We start from the raw sequence: 18524 nt of genomic DNA, 5'->3' as shown, positions 1-18524 counted from the left end.
CACCCCCCCCGGGCCCCCGGGGCCCCGCGGGGGCGGGGCGCCCGGGCCGGGGGCCCCCCCACGGCTGGCCTTCCGGGTGCTCTTCGACACCGCGGAATGCCAAGCCGGCGGCACGGAAAGCACGTTCCGTCCCGACGCCGAACCCGGACCGCTCCAGGGGCCGGAGCTGGACCCCGGCTCCCCCGCGCGGGAGCCCAAGCCCGAGCTGTGGGGTTCCGACCCGGCGAAGGGCAAGACCGGACTGCCGCCGGGCACGGTCGTGCTCGATGTCGTCCCGCACGTTCCCGGGAGCACCACCGAGCCCGTCGGGCCGCTCAGGGAGGTCCTGGAGACGCTGGGGCGCCGCACCTTCGGTGCTCAGGGCTGGAACGAGCTCGGCCCGTTGGTGCGCGGGGCCTTCCGCAGCGAGCGGCTCGGGGCCCTGCTGACCGGGATGACCCACGGCATCGACCTCCAGTCGCCGCTGCTGGTCAGGACCGGCGAGCGGGACGCCCTGGTGCTGGCCGGAGCCAAGGTCCAGAAGCTGGAGTACGTTCGGGAGTTCGAGAAGGACGCCGAGCTGAACGTCGTGAACGAGTGGGCGGATGCCGGCGGCGTCCGGGAGAACTCCTTCCACGCGGCGGGCGGCCAGTTCCAGGGCGGGCCCGAGTTCAGGGCCCCCAACACCGTCATGGCGGCCTCCGGCGGAGCCGGCCGTACCACCCGGTGGCGCAGCGGCGACCGGGCGGCGGACTCCGTCAGCGGTACCGCCAACGCGAAGTTCGCCGAGAAGATGGTCGTCTACCTGGCCACCGTCGAGCTCGACCTCAAGGTCGTCGAGAACGGCGGGGACGGCTCGACCGCGCCCCAACGGGCCCTGGTCCGGACGCTGTTGGCCGTCCCGCAGTCCCTGACCGCACCGCACCGCACGCCGGAGGGCGAGGGTCTTCGCCCGGCCCGCCTGGTGTTCGACCGCGAGGAGGTCCAGCACGCCGACGAGGCCGCGCAGGTGGAGGAGGCCCCGGTCGTCGAGGAGACGCCGGGCGTCGAGAACATCCCGCTCCTCCCGAAGGCCCCCAAGCCGATCCTCGCGCCGGACCGGACGCCCAGCGTGCAGCCGCCGTCCCGGGTGTCCCGGACCGGCGAACTCGGACCGTCCGACCCCGTGCTGGGACTGCAGGACGCGCGGGCCGTCCTCGACGCCGTGGGCGCCAAGCTGAAGCCGCTGTTCGGCCGTCACTGGGCCTGGGTCGAGGCCGCCCTCGCCCCCCGCCTCGACGAGACGGCGCTGCGCCCCCGGCTGTCGGCCCTCACCACCGGAGGCAGCCTGAGCGTCTCGGTGTCGCATCAAGGGTTCACCGTCGAGGTCCGGGTCGCCCGGGCCAAGGTGACCATGCGGGATTACCAGGAGCTGATCGAGAAGTGCGAGTTCGAGCGCGGCGGTGAGACGGTGTCGTCCATCGGGGCGCTTCGCGACGTGCGCAGCGGAGTCAGCGTGGCGGCGGCGATCGAGGGGAAGTTCCCGTACGTCGCGGTGACGCTCGGCCAGTCGTCCGCCGTGCAGGAGACGGTGGGCGCGACACGGGACGCCGTGACCGGCCGGTCCGAGAAGGAGAAGACGGTCGAGCGCGCGGCCCGGTTCACCGGTGACGTGGCCTTCGACATCGAGATCGTGGCGAAGTCGACGCTGCCGAAGGTGCTGCTCGACCGGTCGGACCGGCGGAATCTCGCCCACGCCTCGGGCGGGACGACCGCCGTCACCGCGGCGGACTTCGTGTTCCCGGTCCGTGAACTGCCCATCGACCCGAAGACCGGCGTCGCCCCGGCCCCCGGCACCTTCCGTTCGGTGCCGGAGCGGATCGTCTCCTCCGGCGTGCTGAGCGGCTCCGACGTGGTGCTGCGGGTCTGGGCCCCGGAACCCAAGGGCGGCGCGGCCGGCCAGGAGGACGGGACGCCGAAGCCCCCCGTCGGCGCCCAGCCGACGGGCGCCGGCCAGGTCGTCCGCACCTCGTTGCTGGACCAGCTCGACGGCCGCGGACGGGAGGTGTACGGCGCGAGCTGGGGGCGGGTCCGGCGGAGGTTGGCGCCTGCCCTGCTGCCGGGAGCGCTGCAGTCCCGGCTGAGGGCGCTGATGGCCGGCCAGGAGCTCTTCGTGAAGGTGCCCGGCGGCACCGTCGTGCTCCGCTGGGCCGGCGTACGGGAGATGCGGCACACCGCCGACACGGTCGAGACCGAGTTCGCGACCGGCGGCAGCAGCGGCGTCGCCCACGGCGGCCCCGACGGGACGGCCGGCCAGAACCGGGGCACCGACGAGACCTTCACCGCGCGGGTGGTGGGCACCACCGACCCGCTCGGGGCGGTGCCCGTCGCCGTCGTGGCCGGCGGCACTCTGAGCCACGTCCGGGGCCAGGAACGGACCGCGGAGCACGACGGCGTCGGCCGGACCGGTGTGGCGACCAAGACCAAGGTCGCCGGCAGCGTCTTCGAGGGCGCCGCGATGATCCAGGTCGAGATGCGCCGCAAGGGGTCGGCGCGGCCCGTCCGCGGCACGCTCCCCGAGGAGGCGCGGACCGAGCGCCTTCGCCAGGAGGCGCTCCGTCGCGAGACCGAGAAGCTGCCTGAGGGTGCGCCCCTGCCCAAGCCGTTCGGAGACGAACTCGATCGGCAGGGCCGGCGGATCCAGGAGTCGGCCCGCTCCTGGCGGGACCAGGAGGCGGCGAAGGAGGCCGCGAAGGAGGCCGGAAAGGAGCCCCTGAAGGAGGAGGCTCCCAAGGACGGCAACGCGGAGAACGCCGCCCCGGCCACCCCGCACGGCGCCGGCGGCCCGAGCACGCCCGCCGCGCCGACGACGCGGGGGCGGGGTCGCCGGCAGGCCACCGTCGCCGTCGAGGTGGGTTTCGAGGTCCTGCTGGAGACCTCCGACACGCAGCCGGTCACCACCCGGGAGGAGGCCTCCTACCAGGCCCCGCGCCCCGGTCGGGAGACCGTCAAGCCGAAGCGTGGAACCAACGAGATCACCCACCCCGTGCCGCCCAGGGAGGTCTGGGAGGGCCTCCGCTCCGAGGACCTGGTCGTCGACCTGCCCGACGTCGGCTCGCTGCGCAACCTGCTCACCACCCTGGGCCGGAACGAGTTCCGGCTGAACGAGAACTCGGCCGCCATGCGCAAGCTCAGGCGGATGTTCGACCGGGGCCCCCTGATCGACGCCCTCCCGGACCTGACGGCGGGAGGGGAGCGGGTCAAGACCCTCCGGCTGGGCGTCCTCGACACGGTCAGCGTCACGGTCAAGGCCGAACTGGTCGGCCTCGGCCAGGGGCGTGAGGAGAAGAAGTCGGAGATCGCCCAGTCCGCCGAACTGGCGACCCGCTTCACCGAGCGGGCGCTGTCCTCCCGGATGACCCAGCTGATGGGCCAGCTCGGCGTCGAGTTCTCCAAGGTCAAGGGCAAGATCATGGCCGGGATCACCTTCGGCGGCGGCGCGGGCCGCCGCACCGGCGGTGAACGCACCCTCGCCGAAAGGGCCGTGGCCAACTCCAAGTTCCCCGAGCCGCTGGTGCGCTTCCAGGGACACGTGAAGTTCACGATCTCCTTCGGGCACCGCTCCGGCCCCTGGTCGTGGCGGCCGCGGACGGTGGCCGGTGACGTCCCGGTCGTGGTGGGCATCCCGAAGAAGTCGATCACGCGGGAGTACACCGGGCCGGACGACACCTACTTCACCAAGGAGAACTGGCGCACGGGCCGACGGCCGTCCGACCCGTACAGCCTCCGGCCGGACACGGAGGAGGAGCCGAAGCCCGAGGAGCTGAAGCCTGCGGAGCCGAAGCCCGAGGAGCTGAAGCCTGCGGAGCCGAAGCCCGAGGAGCTGAAGCCTGCGGAGCCGAAGCCTGCCGCCCCGGCGTCGAACGACATCGCGGGGCAGGTCGCCGAACTGCTCGGTGGCGCCTCCGGACAGCTGAAGCCGCCCGCCCCGAAGCCCACCGGGCAGGACAAGGAAGAGCCCAAGGAACAGGACGCGGAAGAGCCCAAGGAACAGCCCAAGGAACAGCCCAAGGAGTCCGAGCCGGAGATCCACCAGGAGAACCGGGCCGAGGAGCAGTCCGAGCAGAACGACAAGGCCGAGGAGCAGCCCGAGCAGGAGAACCGGGCCGAGGAGCAGCCCAAGCAGCCCGAGGCCCCGGAACCGCCGAAGGACACCGACACCGAGCCGCAGCACCAGCAGGAACAACCCGCCCCGCAGCCGCCCCAGTTCCTGCTGGCGCAGGCCAACCGGGGTGTGCCCGGAAACCGGACGGGCTTGCGGATGGCCTCGGGGGCCTTCGTCGGCGCCGAGGGCCGGCACAACAACGCCCCCTCGGACGTCCTGCAGTTGACCCGTCGGCTGGAGGAACTGGGCGCCCTGGAGCCGGTGGACGCCGAGGCCGTACGGCAGCAGGCCGAGCCGCTGCTCCGAAAGATCGAGGAGCGCCGGGTCAGGCTGCGCAACGCGCCGCCGCTGAAGAGCCCGGTACCCGAGGCGGCCGTCGAGCCGCTGGTACGGGCGGTGACCGGGCACCTGGGCTCGGCGCTGTCGCCTGAGCAGGCCCGCACGCTCGGCCTGGAACTCACCGACAGCATCGGCCCCGGCGCGGTGAACCGTCCGGACGACGTGCTGGCGGCGGGTCGCCGACTGCACGAGCTCGGGCTGCTCGACGACGCCGCGCTCGCCGCCCTCGCCGGAGCCCACGCCTCCGGAGCCGCCGCGGGCCCGCCGCCGCAGGCCTTCCTCGACGGCCTGCTCGCGCTGCGCGCCGACCACCTCGGCGGCCGGTTCGACCTGCCCGTTCCGGACGGCGGCCGCCAAGTCGCGGACGCCATGCGCGACCTGGCCCGGCGTGGGGTCGTCCTGGAATGGCGCGCCTCGGGTGCGCTCGACCTGGAGAAGACGGACTTCGCCACCTGGGCACTGGACGGCCCGGCGGACCAGCCGCCGCCGCTCGCGGCCGGCAGCACGCTCAACTGCTGGGAGTCCGTCCTGCTCACCGCGCACTCTCAGGGACTGGTCTCCTGGGAGTGGATCCACGACACGTACGCGAGCGGTCTGGACGGACCGCAGTGGACGAAGAACCTGATCTCCCGCCTGCTCCCGCACACCAGGACCAGCTACGACTCGACCGCCCACGACACCCCGCTGCCCCGCGAGGGCGACATCGTGGTCTACGGTCAGGGCAACCACGTGGCCGTCGCCACCGGCCGGACGGACGAGAACGGCGTACCGGTGCTGCTGAGCTTCGGCGTCAGCCCCACGGACGACGAGGCCGAGGTCAACCGGGTCATCGAGATCGGCGCGACGGACCTCTACACCGGCGGCGCCGATTTCGGCCCCGGCCCTTGGAGCGTGCAACCCGTACCAGTACCCGATACCGCTCCGCCGCGCGTGGAACAGGTGCCTGCGGCTGAGCACGTGGAGCCGGTTGTGCCCACGCTGCCTCCGCCGCCTCCGCCGCCTCCGCCGCGTGTGGAGCACGAGCAGGAGCAGGTGCCTGCTCCGGTGCCGGTGCCGGTGCCTGCGCCTGCGCCTGCGCATGTGGAGCCGGTAGTGCCGCCGCTTCCGCCGCACGTGGAGCAGGAGCCGGTGCCGGTGCCTCTGCCGGTGCCTGCGCCTGAGTCTGAGCACGTGGAGCCGGTTGCGCCCACGCTGCCCACGCCGCCTCCGCCGCCTCCGCCCGCCGGGCCGCCGAGGGCGTCCGACATCCTGGAGCTGAGTCCGCACGACCGCCTCCTGACCCTGGACTCCCTCTCGCCCGAGACCCGTCGCTCCCTCGCGGCGGACACCGACTTCGTCGGGCCTCTGCGGGACGGGCTGTCCTCGGCGGAGTTCGCGACGGTGGCCGCCCGCTTGCTGGTGGATGTCGACCACCGGGTTCACCGGCCGGTATCGGCGCGGCAGAAGGCGCACGCCGAGCTGGAGCTGGTCCTCCAGAACCCGGAGGTCGCCGCCGGCCTGCTGCTGCGGGAGGTACGCGTGGTGGTCGTGCCGCGCGACGTCGCGATGACCGAGGTCGAGGGCTTCCACCACCTGGCCGGCACCACCGTCGGCGAGGGCGGCCGCCGTTGGGAGACCGTCCGTGGCGCGGCCGAGCGCGAGCGCATCGCGGTGACCGAGGAGAACCTGCTCGGCGAGGAGACCAGCATCGGTGAGGACACCGACACCGACACCGGCGAGGTGTCGGGCTTCGCGGACGGCTACTCCTCCACCACCCACGAACTCGCCCACGCCCTGCACGAGTTCAGCCTGACCGACGAGGAGCGCGAACTCGTACGGGACGTGTTCCTGGGCAACCACATGGCCGACACCCTGAGCCAACTGTTCGACACCAGGTCGACCGCGGCCTGGCCCGACGGCTCGGTGTACGACGAGAAGGGCAACCTGGTCGGCAACTACTCGTCCTCGGACGAGCGGGAGTTCTTCGCCCAGCTGGCCAACGTGTACCTCGGGACCAACCGCGGCAACGACCCGGACACCCGTTTGCCCCGCAACAACGGCGCCGGGTGGGTGCGCGAGCACCAGCCCGAACTGCTGCCGATCCTGGAGCGGCTCTTCGGAGAGGAGCCGGACACCGCCCAGGCCGGCCCGGTCAACCCGGTCCACGCGACCCGCGCGGACAACGGGATGCTGGAGGGTTTCCGCGAGTTCCTGCACGCCGTCGACGGCGAGGGGGACGTCGAGGACCTTGAGCCGCCCGCACCGCCGCAGCCGCCGTCCGCGGCCGACCTGATCCAGCAGATCCTCAACCCCGCCGGAGCCGGCAGCAGTTCGGCTGCTGCGGCCCCGCCGAAGTCGCGGGGGCCGAACAACGGAGCGGGGGGCGGGAACGGCTCCGGCGGCGGAACCCAGGCTGGGCGTGGTCGTGGGGCCAACACCGATGCTGCTGCGGTGCCGCCCGGGGCTGGTCGTGGGCGTGGTCGTGGGACCAACACCGATGCGGTGCCGCCCGGGGCCGGTCGTGGGCGTGGTCGTGCGGCTAGCGCCGATGCTGCTGCGGTGCCCGGGGCTGGTCGTGGGCGTGGAACCGTGGCGACGGGAGGGAACAGGGGGCCCCGCTCGACCTCGCAGTCGGGCAGCCAGATCGCGCGCGTGGTCGAAAGGGACGGGCAGCTCTACATCGTCAAGGGAACGCCCGGCGAAGCCGGCTCCGAGCAGCCTCTCGACCTGCGCGCGCCCAGCCTTGACGCACCCTTGGGACAGGAGACCGACTCGCTGCGCGGAGCCTTCGGCCGCTCCCTGGACCGGATGGCGCGAGTCATGATGGACGTCGACCGGTACGGCAATGGCGAGAATTTCAAGGTCATCGGCACGCCGCACCTCGCCCTGACCGTCATTGACGGCGCGGTCCATGTCGCGGGTAACTCCGGAATGAAGAAGCAGAAGAGGACGGATGCGACCAACCGTCTGAGGAGCCTCGACACGCCGGAGGGCCAGGACGGTAGGAACCACGACCTGGGGAAGCTCCGCGAGATTCGGGACGGGAAGTACCGGGACAAGGACTTCCTGGGCTTCGACGACCACGGCGGAGGATTCGATGCGGTCCGCGAGGCGCTGAAGGACCCGAACAAGATCGTGTGGCACCCCAACGAGAGGGACAAGGACACGGGATGCCTCCACGGTGAGATGGACCTCCTGAACGAGGTCGAGACGCGGATGCGGGCGAAGTTCGAGGCCGCGAAGGCGGCGAAGGCGGCGGAAGAGGCGAAGGCGGCGGAAGAGGCCAAGAAGAAGGAGACGGAGGAGGCCGAGAAGGCGAAGGCGGCGAGCGAGGGGACGCAGGAAGCCGAGGCGAAGGACGACGCGACGGAGGAGGGGCAGAAGAAGGACGGCGAGAAGAAGGACGGCGAGGACTCCGACGCCGAGAAGACGGACGACGAGAAGACGGACGGCGAGGACTCTGACAGCGAGGACTCGGACGGCGACGCGCCCAGCCGCGGGAGTGGGCCGACGGCCGAGGAGAAGGGCAAGGGAAGGGCCGACCAGCTGGGGCTCACGCCGTGGCCGATCGGTGGCAGGAAGCGCGACTGCATGGCGTGCCACTGGGGCCATGCCATCTTCAACAAGCACATCGCGAAGGACCTCGGCTTCGTCGTGGTGACGGGTGGTACCCACGGAAAGATCTTCGGCGGCTGGGCGGCACCGAACTGCATCACGCAGCACAAGGAGGCGATGGCCGACCTGACGGCGAAGATCACCGGGACCGACGTGCCCATCAAGGGCGGCACGGCGAAGCTCGACTTCGTCGACGGTGTGATCGTCGCCCCCCAGGGCTTCTCGCCCGGAATGGGCAGTCATGACGAGCCGTACATCTCCGACTCCGACCCCGCCGCCGACACCGATACGGGTTCCGAATTCGAGGACGCCGACGAGTCGTCGAGCTCGGCCCCGAAGGACACCAAGGGGACGGCCTCCGGGCAGTCCACCACCACTCCGCCGACCACCACCACTCCGCAAACCTCCACCGCCCCGCAGTCGAGCACTGCCCCGCAAACGACCACGCCCCCGCAGCCCACCGGCGGATCCGGGTCGACCCCGGCCGGCGGGAGCAACCAGGGGCCCGGGCACGGCCGGGGCCGGGGAGGCCCCCGAAAAGGCCGTGGCCAGAGCAAGGACCGGAAGCCGAAGGGCTGACGAGTTCGTCCGCAGCTGAACCTCCGGGCACCTCGCGTCCGTCAAGACGGGTGGACGTGCCGTTCGGCCGCCTCGACCGGGGCCGACCGGCGGCCGTCCCTGCCGAGCATCGTCATCGAGGGCCAGGGGGCCAGGGTGGGCAAGGACCGGAGCGGCCGGGGGAGTCGGACGGAAGGGGCGGAGGGCGGCGGGATCCAGCTACCCGCCGTGGCATGGGTCGTGCCCGAGGAGTTGGAGGCCCGCCCGGCATCGTCCGCGAGCACTGCGTCCGCGAGCGCCGCGTCCGCGAAGGCGGAGCCCGCCAAGGCCGAGCCCGCGAAGGCGGAGCCTGCCGAGGTCGAGCCCGCGGCGGTGCCCGCCGCCGGCGCCGTGCCCGCCGTCGAGGCCGCGAAGCCTGCCACGGGCGCTGCTGCCGCGGCTGCGGAGGCGCCCGCCGGTGTGACCGCCGTCCCGGGCCCGTCCCCGGCCGAGGAGGAGGGCGTCGGGCCGCGCCGGATCTCGCGGCCGATGGTGGCCGCGGCCGTGATCGCGGGCCTGGTACTGGTCGGGGTGCCGCTGGGCATCGCGAAGTTCGGCGGGGACGACCCCGGTCCGTCCGGTGCGGACGGTCCGCCGCCGGCCGGGTACACGCAGCAGGACGGCGGTAACGGGTTCGTCCCGGGTGCCGACGCTCCGGGGAACCCGGTGGGCGAGCAGCCCGTGCAGGTCGCTCAGCCGGTCGAGGGCCCGCCGCCCGGTGACGCCGGCGCGGCTGCGGCCGGTGGGGCGGCCGCCGCGGCCGGCGGTGCCGTGCCGGACCAGGGCGGCGGCCAGGCCGTACCGTTCGCGGGTCGGGTCCCGGCGGGCGGCGGTGCGCCGTCGACCAGCGGGAAGCCGGACGCGGGCAAGAACACGGGCGGTGGTGCACCGGCCAACCAGGGCGGTGGCGGCGGTGGCGGCGGCGGTGGTGGTGGTGCCGCAGCGGGAGGCGGAGGCGGAGCCCCGCAGACCCCGCCCACGACGCAGACCCCGCCCCCGCCGCCGCCCGCCGCCGCCCAGCAGCCGGCGCCGTCCGCGCCCGCCCAGCCCCCTGCCAAGCCCGCGCAGCCGGCCCCGCCGCCGGCGCCGAGCTTCGCCGCGGTGGCGGGCCCGGGGTGCAGCGGCGGGGGCGCGCAGGCGCGCGGCTGGTACGACAAGGGCCAGGAGGGCTGGCGGAACAACTCCGGCGGCTACTCGGGGGACGGCTGCAACGGCGGCTACTACTCGATGCCGATGTCGGGTGACGCCAACAAGGACCACGACAACTCGGTGGTCTGGACGTTCTCCACGGGGTCGGTCACCACCGGCACCTGCAAGCTGGCGGTGTACGTGCCGAACAGCGGGGACATCAAGGCGGTCGGCGGAACGTCGTCCCTCTACACGGTGCAGAGCGGTTCGGGGTCGGGCTCGTTCAACGTCAACCAGGTCGGCAACCGGGGCCAGTGGGTCACGGTCGGCCCCTTCCAGCTCAACGGCGGCAAGCTCGCCGTGACGCTGCACGACCGCGGCCAGGACTGGCAGGGCAGCGACAAGCAGACCTTCGCCCACCACGCCGCGTCCGCGATCCGGGCCAACTGCACCGGGTGACCCCGCTGCACCGACGTACGGCAGCACCGGCACGACAGCCAAGAACGACGGAGGAGAACGCACCATGACCCGCCATGTGCTGACGGTCAGTGCGGAGCAGCGCGACGGCGGTGGCTACCGCACGATCGGCGCCGCGCTGGAGGCGGCCCGCAGCGGCACGGTGATCAGCGTCCGCCCGGGCCGCTACGAGGAGAACCTGGTGATCACCAAGATGGTGACCATCACCGCCGAGGAGGCCCGGGGCAGCGTCCGGATCTCGCCGCGGCGGGGCGCGGTGGTGCAGGTGGTGGCCGAGGCCGTCCAGCTGACCGGGCTGGTGCTCCAGGGCCAGGACGAGGAACTGCCCACCGTCGACGTCCCGCGCGGCCAGGCAGCCCTGGAGGACTGCGAGGTGGCGGGCAACTCCTGGACGGCCGTGCTCACCCGGCAGCAGGGCGCCCTGGCGATGCGCGGCTGCCGGGTCGTCAACCCGGCCGGGGCCGGCATCGTGGAGACCTCCACCGGCTCCAGCGTGATCGAGGACTGCGTGGTCGAGCACCTCGGCAGCTCCGCCGTGGTGATCGGCGAGCGGGCCAACCCCGTGATCCGGGGCTGCGTGCTGCGCGACGCCCGGGGCAACGGGGTGTGCGCCAACGGCGAGGGCCGCGGCTCGATCGAGGACTGCGAGATCTCCGCCACCGACAAGCCCGGCATCGCGCTGGAGGAGAACAGCACGACCAGGGTGCTGCGCACCACCGTCCGGGACGCCTCGATCGGCATCTACCTGAGTTCGACCGCCCAGGTGCTGCTGGAGGACTGCACGGTCAGCGCCACCCGGGGCCACGGCCTGGTCCTCACCGGCGGCACCGACCCGGTGGTGCGGCGCTGCCGCACGATGCGCACCAAGGGCCACGGCATCCACGTCACCGGCCGCTCCCGGGGCACCTTCGAGGAGTGCGAGGTGGCCGGCGCGGAGGCGGCCGGGATCGTGGTGGACGAGTCCTCCAGCCCGTCGCTGACCCGGACGGCGGTCGGCGACAGCGGCGAGGCGGCGGTGGAACTGGTCGGCGAGAGCGCCGCCGAGTTCGACCGGCTGGAGGTGCGCGGCGCGGGAGGCGCCGGGGTGAGCGTGCGGGACGGTGCCAACCCGCTGCTGCGCCGACTGGACATCGCCGACGTGCGCGGCCACGGCGTCGAGGTGCTGCGGGAGGGCCGCGGGCGGCTGGAGTCCTGCGTGCTGGGTGCGACCGGCCGGGCCGCGCTGCTGGTGGCCGACGGCGGCAACACCCAGGTCGGTGGCACCACGGTCCGCGGTACCGCCGCGACCGGCGCGCCGGGGACGGCCAAGACCGCAGGGACCCCGGGGATCGAGGTCGGTCCGGGCGGCGTCGCCTCGCTCCGCGACTGCGACGTGGCCGAGTGCACCGGCGACGGGATCGTGGTCGAGGACGGCGGCGAGCTGACCATGGCCCGTTCCCGGGTGCACGGCAACCGCCGGCACGGCGTGCTGCTGGCCGCCGGCAGCCGGGCCGCCCTGACCGGCTGCGAGCTGGTGGGCAACACCCGGGACGGGCTGCGCGCCGAGTCCGAGGAGCCGATCCGGATCACCGGCTGCACCGTCACCGGCAACCGCGGCTCGGGCCTGTGCCAGACCAGGCCCAGCGAGCGGCTCTCGGTGGAGAACCTGACCAGCCGGGACAACGGGCGGGCCGACAGCCACGGCACCGCGACCGCCGGCGCCGACGACCACCCGGCCGCCGCCCGCCCGGCCGGCGCGCCCGAGGCCGACGGCGCCGAGGCCGAGGCCGAGCGCCCGGCCGACGACCTGCCGCCGCCCGAGCCCGAGGGTCCGCAGGCGGCCCTCCAGGCGCTGGTCGGCCTGGAGGGGGTCAAGGAACAGGTCGCCACCCTGGTCAACCTCAACAAGCTGGCCCGGCGCCGCGAACAGGCCGGGATGCCGGCCCTGCCGATGGGCCGGCACCTGATCTTCGCGGGCCCGCCCGGCACCGGCAAGACCACCGTCGCCCGCCTCTACGGGGCGATCCTCGCCGAACTCGGCGTGCTGCGCAGCGGCCACCTCACCGAGGTCGCCCGGGCCGACCTGGTGGCGTCCATCGTCGGCGGCACGGCGATCAAGACCACCGAGGTGTTCCAGTCGGCGCTCGGCGGCGTGCTGTTCATCGACGAGGCGTACACGCTGTCCGCCGGATCCGGCGGCGGCACCGGGCCGGACTTCGGCCGCGAGGCCATCGACACCCTGGTCAAACTGATGGAGGACCACCGCGACGACGTGGTGGTGATCGTCGCCGGGTACTCGGACGAGATGCGCTCCTTCCTCGGCTCCAACCCCGGCCTCGCCTCCCGGTTCAGCCGCACCGTGGACTTCCGCAACTACTCGGCGGAGGAACTGGTCACCATCGTCGAGCGGGCCGCGGTCGGGCACGGCTACGAACTCGCCGACGCCACCCGGGAGGTGCTCGGCACGCACTTCACGCGGATGCCCAAGGGCGCCGACTTCGGCAACGGCCGCGCCGCCCGCAAGGTGTTCGAGGAGATGGTGGACCGTCAGGCCTCCCGGCTGGCCGAGCTGGCCGACATCACCGACGCCGACCTCGCCCGACTGCTGCCCGAGGACCTCGGCGAGGAGCACTCCGACGCGGCCCGCGCGGCCGCGGCCGGCGGACCGGGCGCCGAAGGCGGCAGCGACCTGCTCGACCAACTGCGCGCCATGGTCGGCCTCACCGCCGCCAAGGAGCAGGTCGAGAACCTGGTCAACCTGATCACCCAGGCCCGCCGCCGGGAGGAGGCCGGCCTGCCCACCGCCCGGATCAGCCACCACCTGGTCTTCGCCGGCCCGCCCGGCACCGGCAAGACCACCATCGCCCGGCTCTACGGGGCGCTGCTCGCCGAACTCGGCGTGCTGCCGCGCGGCCAGCTGGTCGAGACCGCCCGGGCCGACCTGGTCGGCCGCTACATCGGGCACACCGCCCAGCTCACCCGGGACGCCTTCGAACGCGCCCGGGGCGGCGTGCTGTTCATCGACGAGGCCTACACCCTCACCCCGCGCGGCGGCGCCGCGAGCGGCGACTTCGGCCAGGAGGCGGTGGACACCCTGATGAAACTGATGGAGGACCACCGCGACGAGGTCGTGGTGATCGTGGCCGGCTACCAGGAGGAGATGCAGGGCTTCCTGAGCTCCAACCCCGGTCTGGCCTCCCGGTTCCCCCAGCAGATCGCCTTCGACCACTACAGCGCGGACGAACTCGTCACCATCGTGCGCCGCCAGGCGGAGGAGGCCGGCTACGTCTGCGCACCGGAGACCCTGGCCCTCCTCGGCGAGCTGTGCGCGGCCGTCCCCCGGGACCGCAACTTCGGCAACGGCCGCTTCGCCCGGCAGACGCTGGAGGCGATGGTCACCCGCCAGGCGGGGCGGCTCGCCCGGCTCGACGTCGGCGACCTGTCCGAACTCAGCCTGCTGCTGCCCCAGGACATCCCCGGGCTGCCGCAGGGGAGCGCGGTGTGACCGGCGCACCGGGCCGCCCGGCCCGGGCCGCCGCGGCCGCGCTCTGCTGCGGCGCCCTGCTGGTCCCGGCCGCCCCCGCCTGGGCCGCCCCGAGGCCCGCCGCGACCTCCGCCCCGACGCCGGCCGCCACCTCGGGCGCGGCCGATCCGGCCGCGCTGCCCGTCATCGGCCAGAACCGGGGTGCCGGACGGCCGGACGGCTGCGTCAAGCCCTCCGACAAGGGCACCGACCGGACCCCGTGGGCGCAGACCTACCTGCGGCCCGAGGCCGCCTGGCAGCTCAGCCGCGGTGCTGGCGTGACCGTCGCCGTGGTCGGCTCCGGGGTCGACCCGGCGTCCGGGGTCCTGGAGGGCCGCCTCACGCCGGGGCCGCGTGAGTACGGCCCCGGCGACTCCACCCGCGACTGCGTCGGCCACGGCACCTTCCTCGCCGGGCTGATCGCCGCCCGGCGCCAGGACGGGATCGGCTTCGCCGGTCTCGCCCCCGAGGCGCGGATCCTCGGCGTGGCCGTCACCGACGACGTGGGGAACACCACCCCGGCCCTGCTGGCCAAGGGCATCCGGGACGCGGCCGACGGCGGTGCCCGGATCATCGCCGTCGGTCTGGCGCTGTCGACGGGCGAGGCCGAACTCGGCGACGCCGTCCGCTACGCCGGCGGCAAGGGCGCCCTGGTGATCGCTCCGGCCGCCCCCGACGGCGGCGGCAGTTCCCAGTCCTCCCCGAACTCGCCCCCCGTAGCGGCCTACCCGGCCGCCCTCCCGGACGTCCTGGCGGTCTCCGACCTGGCGCCCAACGGCGCCCCGCCCAGCGGTGCGGCGGACGCGGTCCGGGTCGACCTGGTCGCCCCGGGCGACGCGGTGCTGAGCGTCGGCCCCGGCGGCAAGGGCTACTTCACCGCCGCCGGGCCCAGCTTCGCCACCGCCCTGGCGGCCGGCACCGCCGCCCTCGCCCTCGGCTACCGGCCCGACCTCACCCCGGCCCGGCTCGCCGAGCGGCTCCGGGCCACCGCCTACCACCCCGGCACCGCCCTGCCCGACCCGCACCTCGGGTACGGGACCGTCGACCCCCTGGCCGCCCTCAGCGCCCCCCTCCAGGACGGGCCCCCGGCCACCCCCGGGCCCGCCCTGGCGGTGTCCCTGGTCCAGCCCCCGCCCCCCGACCCCGCCGCCCGGCAGGCCACCCTGATCGCCGGCGGGATCATCGCCGGCGTCACCCTGGTCGTCGGCACCGCCGTGGTCTGCGCGACGGGCCGCCGCCGGGCCTGGCGCCCTGGCCGCTGGTCGGTCTGACGGGCCGCCGGGAGCCCTCCGCGCCCTGGGCCGGCACGGCGGTGCGGGGCCGCCCGTGCCACCGACACGGGCGGGGCGTTCAGGCCCTGTCCGGCCGGTGGCGGACGCTGCCCGCCACCGGGCGGTGGTGCCGCCCGCGCCGTGGAGCCGCCGGGCTGCTCGATCCGGGCTTGGGCGTGTCTGACAATTCGCGGCGGATCAGCGCGCGGTGTTGGGCGCCCGGCTGGGCGTGCCGGCGAAGCGTCCTCGTACTGGGTCGTACTTGGACGTTTCGCCGGTGCGTTCAGGCGGGATGCCTGGCGCCGCGCGCCCGGCGGGAATTGTCAGACACGCCCTAGTGGAGTGCGGCGGCGGCGTGGGGGCCGGCGGCGGGCGGGGCGAAGTGCATGCCCTCGGCGACCAGGGCGGTGAGGTCGAGGTAGGCGCGGCGGGTCTTGGGGCGCAGCTTGGCCGGGTCGAACTCCCCGCCCAGAGCCAGGTGTTCGTCGAAGGGGAGGACCACGACGCCGCGGCAGCGGTTCTCGAAGTGGGCGACGAGTTCCTCCACCCGGATCGTCCGGCCGCTGCTGCGGACGCTGGAGATCAGGGTCACGCTGCGCTGCGCCAGCGAGCCGTAGCCGTTGGTGTACAGCCACTCCAGGGTGGCGTCGGCGCTGCTCGCGCCGTCGATGCTGGTGGTGGCGGTGATGACCAGCTGGTCGGCGAGGTCGAGGACGGCGCGCATGGAGCTGTGCAGCAGGCCGGTGCCGCAGTCGGCGAGGATGATCGGGTACTGCCGGGCGAGCAGGTCGACGAGCCGCCGGTAGTGCTCGCCGCTGAAGCTGTTGGCGATCGCCGGGTCCGAGTCGTTGGCCAGGACCTCCAGCCCGCTGGGGGTGAGCGAGGTGAAGCGGCGGACGTCCATGTAGCCGGTGATGGTGGCCTCGGCGGCGAGCATGTCGTGGACGGTGGCCCCGGTCTCCCGGTGGACCCGCTTGCTGAGGGTGCCGGTGTCCGGGTTGGCGTCGACGGCGACCACCTTGTCGGCGCGGATCTCGGCGAGGACGGAGCCGAGCGCCAGGGTCGTCGAGGTCTTGCCGACACCGCCCTTGAGGCCGATCACCGCGATCCGGAAGGAGCGGTGCAGCGGGGTGCGGATGGCCGCCGTCAGCCGTTCCCGTTCCCGTTCCCGCTCTCCCCGGCCGAGGCCCAGGCCGGCGGGCAGGCCCAGGGTGCGGCGGCCCCGCCGTGCGGCGGGGGCCTGCGGCGGCGCGGAGTGCGGGGCCAGTGGGGCAGACATGGCCGGTATGGCCGGAAGCGCGGCCTGGGGGAGCTGCGGCAGCAGGGCGAACGGCTCCGGGGGCAGCGCGGCCGGGGCCGGCCGCGCCTGCGGGGGCACCAGGACCGTCCCGAGCACATCCAGTGGCTGCTGCCAGTCCGGCCCGGCGAGGTGTCCGGCGGGCGGCGCGGCACTCGGCCCGGCAGCGGGGACGGCGCTCGGCGCGGCGCTCGGCCCGGAACTGGGGATGGCGACCGGCGCGGCACTGGGGACGGCGCTCGGGATGGTCGCCGTTGCGACGGCCAGGGCGCCGGCCGCCGGGAGGACGGGGCCGTAGTCGGGGGCGAGGTCCCAGTCCGGGCCCTGCGTCAGACGGTGCACCCGCCCGGTGTGCGTGTGGTCGGCCGCCATGTGTTCGCCTCCTGCTCGCCGTGTCGGCCCTGTCTGGTGCACCGGATTCCGGCGCCCCCCGCGCCGGCCGGGTACGGGGCCGTCCGATCGGTTCAACGGCCCGGGCCGGGAGCACCGTTCAACGGGAGCGCGGGACGCTGCGGCCCGCTCGCGTCCCACCCCCCTCGGGAAGGGGCTCCCGGCCGTGCGCGGCCCAGCACGGCCCGGTGGAGCCGGGCGACGTCTACGGACGACGGGCCGGTTCCGGTTCACCCGGCGCCGTCGCCGGGGCAGGGTGAACCGCCCCCGGCGGACGGCCCGTTGAGCGGGTCGGGGCGCGCACTGTGCCTCCCCCGCGCTTGGAGGACCTGATGGGCACCACCCCCCACCGCATCGGCCGCCCGGCCTGCACCCCCGAGCACCGGCCGGTCGGCTAGGTCCTCTCGTTCGGGCCTCGTCGCCGGCCGAACCGGTGTCCGGGCGGCAGCTGAGCGGCAGCTGCCCGGCCGTACCGGAAAACCCTCTGCTGGACCGGCTGTCAGTAGATACCGTCTTCGGATGGCACTCGATGCGGAACGAGTGCCATGCAGGAGCAGCCGGCGTGACTCCCGTGGGACGGGATGGGGGAGGGACAACGATGGATCCGGACGGGCCGGACGTGCGCGAGGTCGTCGCGGCGCTGGTACGGCAGGAGGAGCCGAGCAGGCCCGGGCCACCCGCGCTGGTGGTGCCCGAGGGCACGGCGGAGGAGGTGACCGCCGCCGCCCGGCGGCTCGCCCTGCGGGCGCTGCCGACCGAGCGGTGGAGGCCGGAGCCCGCACCGGGGCTGCGGGAGCTGGCGGCGGCGCTGGTGGTCGACGAGCACCCCTCGGCACCGGCCTGGTCGGCGGTGGAGCGGGAGCAGCTGGCGACCTGGGTCGCGGTGCTGATCGAGCACCGGGGGGAGGACGGGGTCCAGGAGCTGGTGCGCGTGCTCAACGAGGCCTGAGGGGCGGCCTGGTGGCCACGGGATGGGCGCTGGATGGCCGCAAGATGGCCGGGAGGTGGCCGTGCGGAGTCCTGGCCTGCGGCCCGGCCGTGCGGGGCCGGGGCGTTGGCGGATCGTTGGTGCGGCCTTGGCGGCTGCGGGCAGTCTGCTGCTTGTAGCCGCCGGGGAAGTCCGGTCGGTGTGTCGCCCTGCCCTTGCCCGATCTGAGAGGCCGCGCGTGTCGAAGCAGCCCGTCGCCCAGCCCACGTCCGTCGCCCAGCCGCCCGTCGGCCCGCCGGCCGGCACGGACCCGTCGGCCACCACGGGATCCGCCCCCGCGCCCGGCACGCCGAAGGCGGCCCGCCCGACCCTCGACCCGGACACGCTCGCCGAGATCCACCGGCTGCACGGCGGCTACCTGCTGCGCGCGCTGCTGCGTGCCACCGGCGGCGACCGGGGCAAGGCCGAGGACATCCTCCAGGAGACCCTGCTGCGCGCCTGGCAGCACCCCGAGGCGCTGGCGGCCGGTGCCGAGCAGAGCCGCCCCTGGCTGTTCACGGTGGCCCGGCGGATCGCGATCGACCACTACCGGATGGCCGCCGCCCGCGCCAAGGAGGTGATCGGCGAGCCGCTGGAGGACCGTCCGCTCGCCGAGGACCCGTACGAGCAGGTGGTCGTCGCCCGGGACATCGCGCTGGCCCTGCGCCGGGTGCAGAAGCACCACCGCGAGGTGCTGGTCGAACTGCACCTGCGGGACCGCTCGGTGGTGGAGGCGGCGGCCCGGCTCGGGGTGCCGCCGGGGACGGTCAAGTCCCGCAACTTCTACGCGATCCGGGCGCTGCGCCCGGTCCTCGCGGCGGAGCACGGCTACGGCCCGG

General features: G+C 74.5%; 7 protein-coding genes. 6 read left to right on the top strand and 1 reads right to left on the bottom strand.

Features of this window, described 5'->3' with window-relative positions:
• Nucleotides 1–76 precede the first annotated feature (76 nt).
• From ACFV61_RS08790 to ACFV61_RS08775, 4 genes are all read left to right on the top strand, one after another.
• Nucleotides 77–8635, top strand: a complete 8559-nt coding sequence (locus ACFV61_RS08790; RefSeq protein WP_380490782.1) for a hypothetical protein — start codon at nt 77–79, stop codon at nt 8633–8635.
• Nucleotides 8636–8842: 207 nt separating this feature from the next.
• The gene (locus ACFV61_RS08785) at nt 8843–10240 is read left to right on the top strand and encodes a hypothetical protein (RefSeq protein WP_380490780.1); all 1398 of its coding nucleotides are present in this window, start codon (nt 8843–8845) and stop codon (nt 10238–10240) included.
• A gap of 64 nt (nt 10241–10304) precedes the next feature.
• Nucleotides 10305–13742, top strand: a complete 3438-nt coding sequence (locus ACFV61_RS08780; RefSeq protein WP_380490778.1) for a right-handed parallel beta-helix repeat-containing protein — start codon at nt 10305–10307, stop codon at nt 13740–13742.
• Entirely contained in the window at nt 13739–15031 is a 1293-nt protein-coding gene (locus ACFV61_RS08775) for a S8 family serine peptidase (RefSeq protein WP_380490776.1), read from the top strand. Before ACFV61_RS08780 ends, ACFV61_RS08775 begins: the two co-directional genes overlap by 4 nt.
• A gap of 334 nt (nt 15032–15365) precedes the next feature.
• Here the strand turns inward: ACFV61_RS08775 and ACFV61_RS08770 are convergent, their stop codons facing one another.
• Entirely contained in the window at nt 15366–16700 is a 1335-nt protein-coding gene (locus ACFV61_RS08770) for a MinD/ParA family protein (RefSeq protein WP_380490774.1), read from the bottom strand.
• Nucleotides 16701–17316: 616 nt separating this feature from the next.
• Between ACFV61_RS08770 and ACFV61_RS08765 the strand changes: the two genes are divergently transcribed.
• Both ACFV61_RS08765 and ACFV61_RS08760 read left to right on the top strand, forming a co-directional pair.
• Nucleotides 17317–17667 carry a hypothetical protein gene (locus tag ACFV61_RS08765; RefSeq protein ID WP_063350555.1) on the top strand — a complete coding sequence of 117 codons (351 nt, stop codon included), beginning with the start codon at nt 17317–17319 and terminating at the stop codon, nt 17665–17667.
• 217 nt (nt 17668–17884) lie between these two features.
• Nucleotides 17885–18524 (top strand): sigma-70 family RNA polymerase sigma factor (locus ACFV61_RS08760; protein ID WP_380490772.1); only part of this gene is annotated, 640 nt, incomplete at its 3' end.

The sequence above is a fragment of the Kitasatospora sp. NPDC059817 genome (assembly GCF_042731835.1).
GTDB lineage: Bacteria > Actinomycetota > Actinomycetes > Streptomycetales > Streptomycetaceae > Kitasatospora.
This window is presented reverse-complemented; position numbering and strand designations above follow the sequence as displayed.

What these genes read in the sequence shown, in the direction of transcription:
- ACFV61_RS08765 (WP_063350555.1), top strand. Translation starts at nt 17,317, where the DNA reads ATGGATCCGGACGGGCCGGACGTGCGCGAGGTCGTCGCGGCGCTGGTA.
- ACFV61_RS08770 (WP_380490774.1), bottom strand. Translation starts at nt 16,700, where the DNA reads ATGGCGGCCGACCACACGCACACCGGGCGGGTGCACCGTCTGACGCAG.
- ACFV61_RS08780 (WP_380490778.1), top strand. Translation starts at nt 10,305, where the DNA reads ATGACCCGCCATGTGCTGACGGTCAGTGCGGAGCAGCGCGACGGCGGT.